This window comes from Cytobacillus praedii, from assembly GCF_001439605.1.
Classification (GTDB): domain Bacteria; phylum Bacillota; class Bacilli; order Bacillales; family Cytobacillaceae; genus Cytobacillus; species Cytobacillus praedii.
Genome location: NZ_LMBX01000018.1, coordinates 50649 through 66579, shown reverse-complemented (window position 1 = coordinate 66579; position 15931 = coordinate 50649). Strand labels below are relative to the sequence as shown.

15 protein-coding genes are annotated in these 15931 nt (G+C 36.1%); 4 read left to right on the top strand and 11 right to left on the bottom strand.

Going from position 1 to position 15931, the window contains the following annotated elements; all coding sequences use genetic code 11:
• Positions 1–86: 86 nt before the first annotated feature.
• The 3 genes from ASU02_RS18035 to fadH all read right to left on the bottom strand — a co-directional run bounded on the left by ASU02_RS18035 (position 87) and on the right by fadH (position 3803).
• On the bottom strand, positions 87–1310 hold the full coding sequence (locus tag ASU02_RS18035) for an EAL domain-containing protein (protein ID WP_057766190.1): 1224 nt from the start codon (positions 1308–1310) through the stop codon (positions 87–89).
• A 148-nt stretch (positions 1311–1458) separates the two neighbouring features.
• On the bottom strand, positions 1459–2874 hold the full coding sequence (gene aspA, locus ASU02_RS18030; RefSeq protein ID WP_232426289.1) for an aspartate ammonia-lyase: 1416 nt from the start codon (positions 2872–2874) through the stop codon (positions 1459–1461).
• A gap of 164 nt (positions 2875–3038) precedes the next feature.
• The gene (gene fadH, locus ASU02_RS18025) at positions 3039–3803 is read right to left on the bottom strand and encodes a 2,4-dienoyl-CoA reductase (RefSeq protein ID WP_057766186.1); all 765 of its coding nucleotides are present in this window, start codon (positions 3801–3803) and stop codon (positions 3039–3041) included.
• Positions 3804–3986: 183 nt separating this feature from the next.
• On the opposite strand from fadH, the gene ASU02_RS18020 reads away from it, so the two are divergent.
• Positions 3987–4853, top strand: a complete 867-nt coding sequence (locus ASU02_RS18020) for a metallophosphoesterase (protein WP_057766184.1) — start codon at positions 3987–3989, stop codon at positions 4851–4853.
• Positions 4854–5135: 282 nt separating this feature from the next.
• On the opposite strand, the gene ASU02_RS18015 is transcribed toward ASU02_RS18020, so the two are convergent.
• Positions 5136–7244 carry a sensor domain-containing protein gene (locus ASU02_RS18015; RefSeq protein WP_198317460.1) on the bottom strand — a complete coding sequence of 703 codons (2109 nt, stop codon included), beginning with the start codon at positions 7242–7244 and terminating at the stop codon, positions 5136–5138.
• A gap of 302 nt (positions 7245–7546) precedes the next feature.
• On the opposite strand from ASU02_RS18015, the gene ASU02_RS18010 reads away from it, so the two are divergent.
• The 3 genes from ASU02_RS18010 to ASU02_RS18000 all read left to right on the top strand — a co-directional run bounded on the left by ASU02_RS18010 (position 7547) and on the right by ASU02_RS18000 (position 9988).
• Entirely contained in the window at positions 7547–8155 is a 609-nt protein-coding gene (locus ASU02_RS18010; RefSeq protein ID WP_057766183.1) for a helix-turn-helix transcriptional regulator, read from the top strand.
• Positions 8156–8158: 3 nt separating this feature from the next.
• Positions 8159–9436, top strand: a complete 1278-nt coding sequence (locus ASU02_RS18005; RefSeq protein WP_057766180.1) for an MFS transporter — start codon at positions 8159–8161, stop codon at positions 9434–9436.
• Positions 9437–9520: 84 nt separating this feature from the next.
• Positions 9521–9988, top strand: a complete 468-nt coding sequence (locus tag ASU02_RS18000) for a YkyB family protein (protein WP_057766178.1) — start codon at positions 9521–9523, stop codon at positions 9986–9988.
• A gap of 60 nt (positions 9989–10048) precedes the next feature.
• On the opposite strand, the gene ASU02_RS17995 is transcribed toward ASU02_RS18000, so the two are convergent.
• The 7 genes from ASU02_RS17995 to ASU02_RS17965 form a co-directional block, all read right to left on the bottom strand.
• Positions 10049–10954: a chemotaxis protein gene (locus tag ASU02_RS17995; RefSeq protein WP_057766177.1), complete on the bottom strand. Its 906-nt coding sequence runs from the start codon at positions 10952–10954 to the stop codon at positions 10049–10051.
• A gap of 187 nt (positions 10955–11141) precedes the next feature.
• Positions 11142–11669 (bottom strand): RDD family protein, encoded by a 528-nt coding sequence (locus ASU02_RS17990; RefSeq protein ID WP_057766175.1) that lies wholly within the window; start codon positions 11667–11669, stop codon positions 11142–11144.
• A 228-nt stretch (positions 11670–11897) separates the two neighbouring features.
• Entirely contained in the window at positions 11898–12077 is a 180-nt protein-coding gene (locus ASU02_RS17985; RefSeq protein WP_057766173.1) for a hypothetical protein, read from the bottom strand.
• A gap of 61 nt (positions 12078–12138) precedes the next feature.
• Positions 12139–13017, bottom strand: a complete 879-nt coding sequence (locus tag ASU02_RS17980) for an NAD(P)-dependent oxidoreductase (RefSeq protein ID WP_057766171.1) — start codon at positions 13015–13017, stop codon at positions 12139–12141.
• Between the two features lie 196 nt (positions 13018–13213).
• Positions 13214–13678 carry a hypothetical protein gene (locus tag ASU02_RS17975; protein ID WP_057766169.1) on the bottom strand — a complete coding sequence of 155 codons (465 nt, stop codon included), beginning with the start codon at positions 13676–13678 and terminating at the stop codon, positions 13214–13216.
• Between the two features lie 194 nt (positions 13679–13872).
• Positions 13873–15579, bottom strand: a complete 1707-nt coding sequence (ptsP, locus tag ASU02_RS17970; protein ID WP_057766167.1) for a phosphoenolpyruvate--protein phosphotransferase — start codon at positions 15577–15579, stop codon at positions 13873–13875.
• On the bottom strand, positions 15579–15845 hold the full coding sequence (locus ASU02_RS17965; protein ID WP_057766165.1) for a phosphocarrier protein HPr: 267 nt from the start codon (positions 15843–15845) through the stop codon (positions 15579–15581). The genes ptsP and ASU02_RS17965 overlap by 1 nt, the downstream gene beginning before the upstream one ends.
• Between the last annotated feature and the right edge of the window lie 86 nt (positions 15846–15931).

Below are 15931 nucleotides of genomic sequence, written 5' to 3'. Positions count from 1 at the left end.
CTATACCCCTTCGATGCGACAAAAACTCCCCTTTTATAAAAAAAATAAGGCCCCTTCAAGAGGGACCTTGCCTAATCTAAAATTTATTACAATAACCCTTCCCGCTCATAAAGAAATTCATAAGATAAATCAACAAATAAATAATCACTGGATTGAAGCGGATATGAAAATGTTCGAATTGTTTCTCCTGTTTCAATATCACTGTATAAGTCAGAAAGAATGCCTTTTTTATCATTTCTCATCTTCATAATATTTTCCAAGAAGTAAGGTCGCCAACTCCAATTTTTATGTAAATATTGTTGCTGGACAATCCAATTATTGTCCTTTTTGAAAATATTTGCAGATTTTTGAAATCCATTCTCATCACAAATGTAAAGTCTAAAAGATACATCATTGAGATATTGTGAAAGAACCTTGATTAATTCCTCATACTCTAATAATTTACGATTTTTCACTTGAAGAAATTGTGTGAGTTTTTCATTGAATTTCTCGGAAACCTCATGTAATGCCTCTAACTTCTTCTTTTCATAAGTAATATATTGTTGGCATTTACCCCTAAGCTTTTCTTTCATGATATCTCGATCTACAAATCCCTCACTAGGATTGTGCAGATAATAGCCTTGGTAGTACCTTCCTCCATTCCTCCATGCAAATTGCAGCTGATAATCCATTTCAATATTTTTAAAAAGCAGAGTAGCCCCAATTTTTCTAGCCATTAATGACAATGTATATAAAATATCATGAAGAACATGAGCAGAGGCAGTTGAACGAAGCTCATTCAAATCAACTTTAATGATATTAGGAGCAAGCTGACCAATTCGGTCTAAATGGCTTCTTTCGTTCCCCATATTATCAATTGCAATTTTAATTCCATATGTACGTAAATAATTCATTAAATGATCTAAATGCTCCATATTCCCCTTATAGGCACGTTCAGTAGACTCTAAAACAATTCGATCAAGTGTAATTCCTTTTTCTTGATACTCTAAAATTAGCGATAAAAATGATTCAGCATTATCATACATAAGTAAATCCGCATCTTTGTTTACAAATAATAAAACATCTTCCTCTGAAGAAATGGAAATAAATTTTTCCAATGCTTTTTTCAAAACCACATGATCAACCTCAAGGCGGTACTCTTCCGGTATGCCTTCATCCAAGAAGAATGGTCCCAGGCTAACCACTCCGTTTTCTCCTTGATATCTCCCGAATACCTCATAGCCTATGACACGATGTTCATCCGCACTGAATATCGGTTGAAAATATGGGAAAACATTATCTAAGTCTGTAAGGATTTCCAGTGCATCCATGCTCATAAACCTCCATAAATTAAAGATAAATAATGAGAATAATGTATAATTATAACATATTTCTTAGGATGTAACTGTCCATAGAAATTTTCCATTCATGTAAAATAAAAATACCGATAATTGGTATCGGTATTTTTATTAAGCATTTTTATTTTTCAAGTAAAGAAGAACCTGCAATTCCTGGTTTTGTCATTTCATAAGGATCTAATATTAAATCCAATTCCTCTTCAGTTAGTACATCATACAATAAACATAGTTCACGGATGGATTTTCCATTAACAATAGACTCTCTGGCAATTTCTGAAGCAACATTATAGCCAATATGAGGGTTTACTGCTGTAAGTAAGCCTACACTTTTCTCAACGTATTCCTTTAAACGGTCTGTATTTGCAGTAATACCTGAAATACAGAAATTAGAAAACACACGGAAGCCGTTGTTCATAATTGAAATCGATTGCAATAAATTAAATAATAAGACAGGTTCCATTACGTTTAATTCAAATTGACCTGCTTCAGATGCTAACGAGATCGTATGGTCATTTCCAATTACTTGGAATGCAATTTGGTTAATTACTTCTGGCATAACAGGATTTACTTTTCCCGGCATGATGGAGGAACCCGGCTGGCGGGCTGGTAAATTGATTTCATACAAACCTGCCCTTGGCCCAGAAGCCATTAAACGAAGGTCATTGGCAATTTTCGACATATTTACCATACATATTTTCAATGAAGCAGAAACCTCTACATAAGCATCTGTATTTTGAGTCGCGTCTACTAGGTTATCTGCTGGAACAACAGGAATTCCAGATATTTCTGCTAAATATTTAACAACTTTTTCAATATAATTTGGGTCTGCATTTAATCCAGTCCCTACAGCTGTAGCCCCCATATTTACTTCTAATAAATTGTCTTTTGATCTTTCGATTCTTTTGATATCTCGATCAATGACGTTCGTATATGCTCTGAATTCTTGACCTAGTCGAATGGGTACCGCATCCTGCAAATGGGTTCTGCCCATTTTAATAACTGAATCAAATTCATCTGCCTTCACACTAAATGTTGCTTTCATTTCCTTCATTGTTGCAAGCAATGCTTCAAGCGCGCGATAGACAGCAATATGGATAGCCGTTGGGAAAGCATCATTTGTTGATTGAGCCATATTCACATCAATATTCGGATTTAAATGGAAATACTCGCCTTTCTCTTTGCCTAGCAGCTCTAATCCTCTATTTGCAATAACTTCATTCGTATTCATATTGATAGATGTTCCTGCTCCGCCTTGAATCGGATCAACGAGAAAATGATCATGCCATTTGCCAGTAATAATCTCATCTGCCGCTTGGCAAATCACTTCTGCTTTACCTTTATATAATCTGCCAACATCAGCATTTGCTAGAGCAGCAGCCTTTTTCACAATTGCCATTGCAATAATTAAATCTTTGTCTAATTTATAGCCAGTAATTGGGAAGTTTTCAACTGCTCTTAATGTCTGTATCCCATAGTAAGCTTCGATTGGTACATATTTTTCACCAAGGAAGTCCTTTTCAATTCTATATGTACTCACTTCAACATCCTCCAAATAGTTAATGAAAAAGCCATGATAGAACGATTTCTATCACGGCTTAAGTATACTACTATTTTATGAATTTTTCTGTTTATTTTTCATACTTTTATTATTTCGGAATAGATAGAAAAGTCAAAAATCAGAAATCGGCTTTTTTATCCCCTTTAAAATGGGTATTGATTTAGCCATTGGCCTCCATCCATTGTTATGCATTCCCCATTTATATATGCTGCATGGTCCGATAATAAGAAGAAAGCTAATTCCGCAATTTCCTCTGGTTTTCCAAGCCTCCCCAGCGGAACACTTGAAAGAGTTCTCTTCGCTGCCTCTTCTGATTCCCATAATTTATCTGCTCCGCCTGTTCGTTCAATCGGGCCTGGAGCGATCGCATTCACCCTTATTCCATACTTTCTGCCCCACTCAACAGCTAATGTTCTCGTCATTGACAGAACACCTGCTTTCGCTGCTGCAGAATGAATGACCCCTGGTCCAGCATCCCAAGCATAGGTAGCAACCATATTAATTATGCTGCCCTTCATTCCATTATCAATCCAGTATTTCCCGACTTCACTTGAGCAGTAAAATGTCCCATTAAGAACAATATTGATAACCGAATTCCAGCCATTAGCACTTAGCTTCTCCGCAGGACAGATAAAATTTCCGGCAGCATTGTTGATTAAATGGTCGATTCTGCCAAAAGCATTTAACGTTTCTGCTACCATATGCTTAACATGTTCAATTTCTCTTACGTCCATTTGGACTACCAAAACTTGTCCAGATTCTTTTTCAATTTCCTTTTTTGTTTCTTCCAGGCGCTCAAGATTCCTGCCTGTAATAACAACATATGCCCCAGCCTCAGCAAATTTCTTAGCCATATACTTCCCCATCCCGCTTGAACCACCTGTAACAATAACGACCTTCCCTTTCAAAATGCACGCCCCCTTAAAATGAATGAGTATTCATTCTTATTTTACCATTATATAATGAATTTTCGAACTATTTTTTCTTTATTCTTCTTTCATCTGCTTATGATTGTTAAATTTCTCCCTTCTTTTTCATAACGTAGTTTGATAGTATAAAAGAGATGAATTTTTAGATAGGTTGGTAATAAGATGCCGAAGAAAATCTCAAGAAGGTCCTTTTTGAAAAGAACAATTGGCTCACTGTTTTCCTTATTTGGATTTAGTGCTGGGGGCTATTATTATTCGAGGGAAATTGAACCTAAATTACTAGATGTCAATCAGCATAAAATCATCAATCCTGACATTCCGTCTAGCTTCAATGATTTCAAAATTGTTCAATTTAGCGATACGCATTTAGGCTTTCATTATGATGCACATCAATTAAAAAAACTAGTAAAAAAAATAAATGCATTAAAACCTGATATTATCTTTTTCACAGGTGATTTAATGGATATTCCTAATCAATATCACGAATCAAACATCATTATTCCACTATTAAAGGAGTTAGAAGCTCCTTTTGGAAAATTTGCAATATACGGCAACCATGATCATGGTGGCTATGGGACAGATATCTATAAGTCTATTATTGAAGAATCAGGCTTTAAATTACTTCTAAACAGTCACCAGAAGGTTAAATTAATTGATGGGAGCAGCATTTATGTCATTGGAATTGATGATGCAATGCTTGGTAAACCTGACATTCAAACAGCGATAGATGGAGTTCCTGATCAATCGTATAAAATTCTATTATCACATGCACCAGATTTTGCTGATGAGGCTGAAACCTTTAACATTCAGCTTCAACTTAGCGGGCATAGCCATGGGGGGCAAGTAAAAATCCCTTTTGTAGGAGCACTTGTCATTCCTCCTTATGCTGAGAAGTATACCGAAGGATTTTATCAGATTGGCAGCACACCTTTGACACTCTATGTAAATAGAGGACTTGGGACAACACGATTGCCATTTCGCTTTTTATGCAAACCTGAACTAACCGTTTTTTCACTCTTTCAGAAATAACAAAGGCAAGGCTATTTTCAGAAATTTTGAAGGTTTTGGTTTTGAATTAGTTTTCTGTTTACTAACACTGCTGAATGATTGAAACGGAAAGTCCGGGCCTCCTTTCAGATTTGTAAGGGACATGTTAGACCCGCAGTCGTATGCCACATGGCGGCTCATGGACCATCCACAGAAAATGATCAGCCTGGAGCAAAAATCAATTTCTACTCAATCGTGTGATAAGTTATAAAGTTTGCGAAAAAAAGGAAAAGAAGCTCCAAGCTCCTTTTCCTTTTTTCGTTATTATTTATTTATATTCATAAAGTTTTTTTCAATTTCTTCTGCAGGAAGCGGCTTTGAATATAAGAACCCTTGTGCTTTATGGCAGTTCGCATGGAATAGAAACTGCGCCTGCTCTTCATTCTCGACACCTTCGGCAATAACCTCCATCCCTAAACTTCTTCCCAAATGGATGATTGTTGTAGTAATGGCTGCATCCTTTTCATTTACATGTACATCTTTAACAAAGGATTTATCAATTTTCAGCACATCAATTGGAAATTGCTTCAAATAACTTAAAGAAGAATAGCCTGTTCCAAAGTCATCAACAGAGATCGATACCCCTAAGTCCTTTAAGCCAGTTAGTATTGGCGCAGTATCCTTTGTATCTTGCATAGCCCCTTCCGTAATTTCAATTTCTAAACATTTCGGATGGATCCGATGCTTTTCTATTGCTTTCTGAATAATTGCTACTAAACTATGCTGTTGAAATTGTTTTGGAGATATATTGATTGCTATTTTAAATTCTTTATTACCTTGATCTGACCAATCCTTAATTTGTTTACAAACCGTTTCAATTACCCAAGTGCCAATAGGAATAATTAACCCAGTATCTTCAGCTAAAGGAATAAATTCTGCCGGAGAAATAAATCCGAGTTCACGATTATTCCACCGTAAAAGAGCTTCGTAGCTTGTTATTTTCAATGTTTTCAAGTCAATTTGCGGCTGATAGTATAATGTTAGCTCATTTCTGTCTATTGCTTTACGTAAAAATGTCTCCAACTCAACAACATTATTAATGATCGAATTCATTTCTGAACGATAAAATTGAAAATGAGCTTTTCCTTTTTCTTTTACACGAAATAAGGCTTCATCTGCATTTTTTATTAACGCTTCAGCATTTTTCCCATCGTTAGGATACATACTCACCCCAATACTTGGAGTAATGTAATATTCCTTCGAGTGCAGGTAAAAGGAGCTCGCAAATCTTGCTAAAATATTTTGTGCAAATCTTCTCGCTTTTCCTCTATCTGCAAGTGGGAGTAGGATGATAAATTCATCCCCGCCTTGCCTATAAACAGAATAATTCTTATGCCTAAACTCACACAATCTTTCTGCTACCTTTTTTAGGATTTCATCCCCAACAAGATGGCCTAAACTATCATTTAAATATTTAAAGCGGTCCAGATCAATGGATAGAAGCGCAAATTCCTTTCCGCTTTTTTTGGCATCTGAAATATATTTATCTAAATCTCCTAGCAAGGCCCTTCTATTTAAAAGACCAGTTAGCTGATCATGAAATGCCATATACCTAATTGTTTCTGCATTTTCTGCTTGCTCTGAAATATCCTTGATAATAACGTAAATTCCCTCTATTTCCGTATTAATAACAATCGGAACTGTCTTTAAATGAATGGATAAGTAATGGCCTTTTCTATGAACAAAATGAATGTCTAAAGACTCTGATGGATACCCATTCTTCGTTATATCAAATAAGTTTCGAAAGTCAGGAATATCCTGATCTCTTATTAAATTGAAAATAGACCGTTTAGTTAACTGCTTTGCCGTATAGCCTGTTAGCTGATTGCCTGCAGGATTTACTTCAAGTATTGCCCCTTTTAAATCAACTGAAATAATTCCATCTAAATTGTGGTCAACGATAGAACGATATTTCTGTTCACTCTTTATTAGACGCTTTTTCTCCAATAAAGCAGTTGTTATATCGCGTGTAACCGAAACTACATAAAGAACTTCATCATTTTCATCAAGAATGGGAGTCAGGAAAGATTCACCAATCATTGTACTTCCATCAGGCAATTTAACTTCATCAGAAAATATCATTGTTTCTTTTCTATCAAGTATTTTTTCATATTCTAATTGCAGTGAAGAGGCAACTTCTTCGGATAGCACCTCATTAAGTCTCTTGCCAATAAAACCTCCTGATAAGTCAGCATGTCTAATCCCTGGTTCATTAACAAACAAATAACGAAATGAAGGCCCTTTATCTACCTTCATAATAAAAATCAAATCTTTAATATGATTTAAAATAATTTCATAAATAATTCTTTCAATTTTATTACTAATCTTTTCATTATTAAACTCTCTCGATAATAATTCTTTCATATTCTCCATCAAAATCATCCTTATTGACTTCATTCCCAAAATTATTGGAATGTATCTATGTAAATCTTAGCTGATAACATTATTTGTCACAGACAAATAATTCACTATTATTACAAAATTCTTGTACATTTTCCTTATTATAATATAAAACGACAAAAAACACATCGACTGTTTCTAAAATTGCTACTTTTAAATACAATGGTTTTCTTATACAACACTCCATTTTTGGTTGATTTCCCCTTTTGTTTAATGTATCATTACGATATATCAAATTGTTATATCAATCCGATATATAAGGAGGAACAATTATCTTGTCTGTTGAACACACACTGCTAGCAGTTTTAAGTTATTGGCCGAGTACAGGGTATGATATTAAAGCAGAATTCGAACACAAAGCAGCTAGCCTTTATTGGGGCATGAGCTACGGCAGTATTTATCCAAAATTAAAAAAGCTAGAAGAAGAAGGATTTATCTATACCCTTGAACAAGAGGCGGAAGGAAGAAGAAAGAAATTATACGAACTGACTCCCAAAGGCTGGGAGGAATTAGAAAATTGGCAGCGGATGTCTCCTGCATATCCAGTAGTAAAAGATGAGCTGTTCGTGAAATTATCCACTTGGCATGATGATATGGATTCCTCCATCTTAATTGGACATTTACAAAAAAGAAGAGAAGAAACGGAGGATATCCTAAGATTTGTTAAAGAGTGGCCAAGTAATGGGTATTCCTTTGTAAGTAAATTCAGTGCTTTAGCTATTCGTTTTGCAGAAATGCGCTTAGAGGCAGAAATCAAATGGATAGAGGAAGCTACTCACATACTGAAGACGAATGATTTGCCTGAGGGACAGGATCTTAATGGAAATGCTGACAAGATTTTAAAAAGAAGGCGAATGGCGCTAAAAGAAAATGAGGAGAAGTGATGTATGAAAGCCGGAATGTTTAAACCACTTAAAATTCGTGCATTTCGTTCACTATTCGGTGCACAAGTATTTTCAGATCTAGGAAACTGGCTTGATTTCGTTGCCATCCAGGTAATCGTTGCCTACAACTGGGGACTTGATGCATCAGCGATTGCTTCAGTAATTATAGTTATTGGTCTCCCATGGGTGATCGTTGGTCCTTTTGCCAGTGTCTTTGTTGATCGGTTGCCAAAAAAGCCGATTATGATTATCTGCTTGCTATTGAGAATTCTATTTGTAGGCGGTCTCTTTTTCTCACCTAATCTTTATATTCTCTTGGCATTTGTATTCTTAAAAGGAACCGTTGCTGCACTTTACGATCCTGCTAGGCAAAGCAGCATTCGAATGACTGTGCCAGATGACGAGCTTCCTGAAGCGGTTACTCTAAGTCAATTATCTGTTAATACAATGAAAATTATCGGCCCAGCACTTGGCGGAGGGATTATTGCATTATTCGGAGTGAAAAGCCCTTTCATATTTGAAGCTATCGGCTTTTTCATTGCCATTCTCTTCTTATTAACTATGCCGAAACTGAATGAAACAACCGATCAATTACTAGATGCAGACACAAAGAAGGGAAGCTACTGGACGGATTTGACTGAAGGAATAAGACATATTGCACAAACACGGTTATTAAAAGTCTCTATCATTCTCTCTTCTGTAGCCTTCTTCATCATCTTTCTTTATGATGGTCTATTTGTATTTATTGCACAAGACTTAGGCTTTTCGGAAGGAACCTTCGGATTGCTTATCAGCGGTGTAGGGCTTGGAAGCGTCGCAGGCTCCTTACTATTAGGGTACTGGACTAATTGGAAGGAAAAGCCTATCCATCTAATGTCTGGCACCTCTGTCTTTAGTGGAACCTTAATTATTGCAATTGGCTTTGGAAGCATGGGAGTATTAGATTTGCCATTGTTCTTGTGGGTGTTTGGCGCATTTCTGCTAGGATTGCTTGCTTCAGGAGAAGCCGTTCCTTATGGCTATGTATTACAATCCGAAACACCAAAACAAATGATGGGAAGAGTCTCTGCTGCAGCCATGTCCATCCAGACTACTTCCATGCTAATTGCACCTGCAGTAGGTGCATTGCTTGCAAAATTGCTAAGTGTTGCAGCTGTCATGATTGGAGCAGGTACGGCAACATGTTTATTAGGAAGTTTGGTTTTCCTATTTTTATTTAGGAAAATAAGGAACCCATCCATTGAAAAACCTTCTGCATCTGTAAAGAAAATATCTGGTTAAACTTACTTTTACTATTTTCATTACTAGGTAAATAGGGGTATAATAAGTTATACCCCTGTAATTTCCGGAAAGGAGCTATTCATATTGAAAGCCGATAACAATGAACACCCCCATCTGCGCCCAACGGTAGAAAACCTCTCTCAAGCAATCTTCACCGTTAACCGCCATGCAAAAACGGCACCAAATCCAAAATTTTTGTACAAACTAAAACAAGAGGCATTATTGAAGCTAATTAGAGAAGGTAAAGCCCAAAAGATTGGTCTCCATTTTTCTAGTAACCCAAAATATAGCCAGCAGCAATCAGATGTCCTTGTTGAATGTGGGAATTATTCCTTTCATTTACCCCCTACAAAAATAGACTTTGAAAAACTGCCGCATTTAGGAAAGTTAAATGAATATGTAAGAAATCCAAGGTCCTCTATATCCTTAACCCAAGGAAAAAAATTATTGATGACCTACACCGGCCTTAAAGAAAATAATGATTTCCATAATAGCAATAAAAAGCCATATGAGAAACCTGTTTTCAAAAAACTTGGAGAAAGCTATTTCTAAATAAAGTAAAAAATGCTAGGATAAGCGATAACACTTTTCCTAGCATTTTTCATTTGTATTTTAAAGGGCGATTTGATCAATTAGTAATACAAGCTCAGCAATTTCAGGCTTGCTGACTTGCGCATCAGCTCCAACCATTTGGCCTTTATGACGAAGATCATCTGTAATTAAGGATGAAAATATAATGACCGGAATCTTAGATAATGAAGAATTATCCTTGATTCGTTTTGTTAAATGGTGACCATCCATTTGCGGCATTTCAATATCTGTAATAAGCAATTGTACTTCATCAGTAATATTCTTTCCAGATTGTACAAGACTTTCTAAATAATGAAGTGCATCCTGCCCATTCTCGAAAAACTCAATATATTGAAAACCAGCTTCCATCAATGTATCGTGCAATAATTTTCGCAGCAAAGGAGAATCTTCTGCGACCACAAGCCGCTTATTTGATCTTTCACGTTTTCCTAACTTTTTAACTTGCTGAACATTAATGCCTGTTTCCGGATTAATTTCCACAACAATTTTTTCAAAGTCAAGGAGAAGGATCATTTCACCGTTTAGCTTAATGACACCTATTATTTGGCTATCAGGACCTTGATACATTTCAGACGGTTTTTCAATTTGTCCCCATGAAATACGATGGATTTGGGTAACACTGTGCACATGAAAAACAATTTTTTGCTTGTTAAACTCCGCTACAATAAACTTATCTTGCTCAGGACTTTCTGATGGAGGGAACCCTAACGCATTAGCTACATCGACTACAGGAAGTACTTCCCCACGCAGTTCAATAATTCCCTCAACATTTTTGTGTGCATGAGGCACTTGAATAATAGAAACAGGATTGATGATTTCTTTTACCTTTATTACATTAATACCAAACTTATTTTTCCCGATACCAAACTCAACTATCTCTAATTCATTTGTACCGCTTTCTAATAAAATTCCTTTTTTAGAATCCACTACTATTTCGCCCTTCCTGTGTATATATGGTCAGTTATACCTATTACTATATCACGAATAATTATTTTTGATGAAAAAATTTTATAGGAATATAGGCTTGTTTTCTCTTAAACCTACTAGAAAAATAAAAATGCTGCACGATAATAATCAGCGCAGCACGTTCAAATGGATTAATTTAGCAAACCAATTATCTTTTTAATACGATTGTACTTGCAATTAAATCGTGAAGAGACTGTTTCTTTTCTGTAAAAGCAGCAATAATAAATCCGATACAAAAAATCCCCGATAAAAAAGAAAGGGATAAATATCGGCCTAAGGATCTCCAAAAAGAGATTCGATTTCCATGCAGGTCTGTTACTTTTAAACCTAGAAGCTTTTTCCCGATAGTCGCCTGCCATTTAGATGCATGTAAACCAGCAAAATACGCAATAGCTACAATCCAACAAAGCAAGATTATAACGACAGTTGCGCCAAGATATGATCCTAAAAATAATAAAGCCTGTTCATCCGATAGATCTTGATTGATATATGCGGGATCTGCATACAATTCAAATGCACCAGTTGGTAGAATAAAAAGCGTATAAATAATGACTGAAATAATACCAAGAGGAATCCCAACGATAATTGAATCAATTAAATAAGCTGCAAACCGGATCCAGAACCCACCGTACTCCTTTCTTTCTTCATATGGCTGTTTTTCTAAGATTGTTTCCACTGCATACCCTCCAAAAACAAATATATAATTAGCTGATAAAGAATGGAAAAGGACTGAACCATTTTAACTATCTTTATAGCTCCCTTTATTATACTCAACATTTCCAATTTATTAACACTACTATTATACCATTTTATTGGAAGTGTTAAGTTTTACTATATATACTTTTTCCTATATCCACAATGAAAAAACAAATAATAAAAGTGGTGAGCTATTCGCTCACCACTTTTATTGTCCCTCATATTTGCCATTATTTTTTGAGGCTTTTTCTTTCTTCGCTTTCTCTTTATGAAGTTTATTTGCTGCTGCACTTCCGAATTCATGTGAGAATTCTGCATCAAGTACAGCTGAGTCAAAGCCTTTTTTATTTTTTTGCTTCGGATCATCCTTTTTTGACTTTTTTGCCATCATATATCCCCCTTTTCCAATAATCATATATATTATTGTTGAATAGGGAGATGATTATTCATTATCGATCCCAATATTTATACAATGCCTGTGTTCCGCTATTTTCCTCTCCTATTTCAGCAAGCTCTGAGTACATTTTTTTCGCTAGAGCAAGTCCAGGTGTTTCCATGCCCATTGCATCAGCTTCTTGTAAAGCAATATTCATATCTTTAATAAAATGTTTAATATAAAAGCCTGGGGCAAAATTCCCATCTATCATTCTCGGTGCTAAATTCGACAAGGACCAGCTCCCAGCCGCACCAGTTGAAATACTTTTAAGAACAGTTTCAGGATTCAGCCCTGCTTTTTCCGCATATACAATTGCCTCACAAACACCAAGCATGTTGGAAGCGATCGCAATTTGATTACACATTTTTGTATGTTGACCCGATCCTGCTTTGCCTTGATAAACGATATTTGTTCCTAAGTGTTTGAATATTGGTTCCATTGCCAGAAATGCCTCTTCTTCTCCCCCAACCATAATTGATAGTTTTCCTTCTTTCGCACCTATATCCCCGCCTGAAACAGGAGCATCTAATGAGAATATCCCTTTCTTTTTCGCTTCCGTATATATTTTAGTCGCTAATGTTGGTGTGGATGTCGTCATATCAATAATATAAGTATTTTCCTTGCCATTAGGGATAATGCCATTTTCCCCTAAATAAACTTCTTCTACATCAGCAGGATACCCAACAATTGTAATAATAATATTGGCTATTTCAGCCACTTCTTTTGGCGATGCTGCCCACTTCGCCCCTTTACCAATCAAATCCTCTGCTTTTTCTTTCGTGCGTGAATATACAACTAACGGATATCCCGCATTAAGCAGGTGCCCAGCCATACTCTTTCCCATTACCCCTGTGCCAATAAAACCAATAATTGTATCTTTATTATGTAACATGATTGATCCCCCTTTTTCGTCCAATCGACTTCCGCTGTAAATATCTGAACTTTCACTTCAATATTAGCACTGTTTTACATTTTTATAAATCAAACCGTTTGATCGCTCCTACAAAAAAGAGGACTAGGCAAGATGCCTAGTCCTTCTCCATATTTCATGCGCTTCTTTAGTATTTCCTTAAAAATTGAATTAAACACTACAACTGTGAAGAGAAATTGGTTAAGAACGCTTTTGCGAAAACTTCTTCATCATTATATACTTCAACTGATACCGCATCCTTACTGATTATCATCTCTTCAATTTCATAAACATGCAAATCCTTTATTAAAGGAATAGGGTTCATAAAAATATAATTATTTTTATTATCGGCTTCTATGTACTCACCCTTTAAGTTTGCACTAGCTCCATACACGATTTCACTCATGCCTAATGCTGAAGCAAGTCTGTCATTATGAATTGAAACTTTTACTTTGTAAACTTCTTTTCCATTTAAAATCTTTTCATTAATCTTAAATCGAAATTGCAGTTCATTATTTTTAGTCAAAAAAGCTTCAGCATGACTATTAACAATCGAGTCCTGACTGTTAACCGAACAGCCAGTAATGGCAAGCGAAAATATGATGAAGATCATTTGAAGATATCGGACCGCTTTTCTGCTCATATATTGCCCTCCTTTTCCCTACCTTTTCCTTTTCAGTTGGCAGATAAACCTGAAAGTCCAAAAAAAATAAACTGACTTTTTTGAGTCAGTTTAAAAAAGGGGGAAATTGTTTGAGCAGCTTACATGTTCAATATAAGTGCTTATTTAAGCAATACCCGATTAATTAATTTATTAAACCTAATAATAAATAAATTTTAAATTTTTTTTACCGCATGTACAACCTCTTCAGCCGTTCCCATTTTTAAAGCTTCTGCTGCAAGCTTTTCCATCTCTTTTTTATTTAAAGTCCGTAATTGTGAGCGTGCCTTTAATATTGACGTAGCACTCATTGAAAACTCGTCTAGTCCGAGTCCCAATAACAATGGGATAGCGATTTCATCACCAGCCATTTCCCCGCACATGCCAGCCCATTTTCCTTCCTTATGAGCTGCATCAATAACCATTTTAATTAATCGCAATATTGCCGGGTTATACGGTTGATATAAATAGGAGACCCTTTCATTCATTCGGTCTGCAGCCATTGTATATTGAATTAAATCATTCGTTCCAATGCTAAAAAAGTCAACTTCCTTTGCAAATTGGTCAGCTAAAACAGCTGTAGACGGAATTTCTACCATTATGCCAACCTCGATTTTTTCCCCAACCTTTTCTCCTTTACTTACTAACTTCTGCTTCTCATCTTCTAAAATGGACTTAGCTTGGCGAAATTCGTCAAGAGTTGCAATCATTGGGAACATAATTTTCAAATTGCCATATGAGCTTGCTCGAAGCAATGCTCGCAATTGGGTACGAAACATGTCCTGCTGCTCCAAACATAAGCGAATAGCACGAAAACCTAAAAACGGATTAAGTTCTTCAGGCAGACTTAAGTAAGGTAATTTCTTATCTCCGCCGATATCGAGTGTTCGTACAATCACCGGTTTTCCTGACATACCTTCTAAAACTGTCTTATACGACTCAAACTGTTCTTCTTCCGTTGGCAGCTGACTTCTGCCCATATATAAAAATTCAGTTCGATATAGACCGATTCCCTCCCCGCCATTATTGATTACACCTTCAAGGTCATCAGGTGTTCCAATATTGGCTGCAAGCTCAACAAAGAATTGATCAGCCGTGAACGTTTTTTCATTTACAAGCTTTGCCCACTCTAACTTCTGAATCTCATGACTATTTAATTCTTCTTCATATTTGGCAACCACTTCAGGTGTTGGATTAATATGAACAAGCCCTCTTACCCCATCCACAATAAGCAAGTCCCCATTTTGAATGACTTCAGTAGAATCCTTCGTACCGACTACTGCTGGGATTTCTAAAGAACGGGCCATAATTGCAGAATGAGAAGTTCTTCCACCAATATCAGTTGCAAATCCTTTAACAAATTGTCTATTTAACTGTGCTGTGTCAGAAGGGGTTAGATCTTCGGCAATGATGATTACCTCTTCTGCAATCAAACTAGGATTCGCCATTTGCACACCAAGTAAATGAGAAAGCACTCTCTTTGTTACATCGCGAATGTCTGCAGCACGTTCCTTCATATATTCATTTTCCATTTGTTCAAACATTTTCACAAACATATCTGCGGTTTCTTTTAACGCATACTCTGCATTTACTAGCTCATTTTTCATCGTGTTTTCAATCGGATGGATAAGCTCTGGATCACTCAAAACGAGTAAATGTGCATCAAAGATTGCAGCTTTATCTTCACCTAGTTTTTTTAGTGCATTGTCGCGAATAACTTCCAATTCACTTTTAGAAGCTGCAAGCGCTGTATGCAAGCGTGCAATTTCCTCCATAGAATCTTTTATTGTTTTTTTCTCAAAAGACAGATCAGGTTCGACTAATCGATAGGCCTTTGCGATGGCTATCCCACTTGACGCAGCTATCCCATTCAAGAAACTCATTATTCAGCCAAACCTTCTTTATTCAGTGTTTCTTCTAAGCTGGCAATCGCCTCCTGCTCATCATTGCCATCTGCAGAAATCTTGATTTCTCCACCTTGACTGATACCGAGAGACATGACTCCCATTATTGATTTTAAATTCACTGTTTTCCCTTTATATTCTAATTGTATATCCGCATTAAACTTACTTGCTGCCTGAACTAATAATGTAGCTGGACGAGCATGAATACCAGTATCTGCTGTTACTGTAAATTGTTTTTCAACCATTTTTCGATCAAACTCCTTTTCTTCATTACGGATATTTGTATATTCACATGTACCCATACTTATATTTTATTTTTTCCAATGTTTGT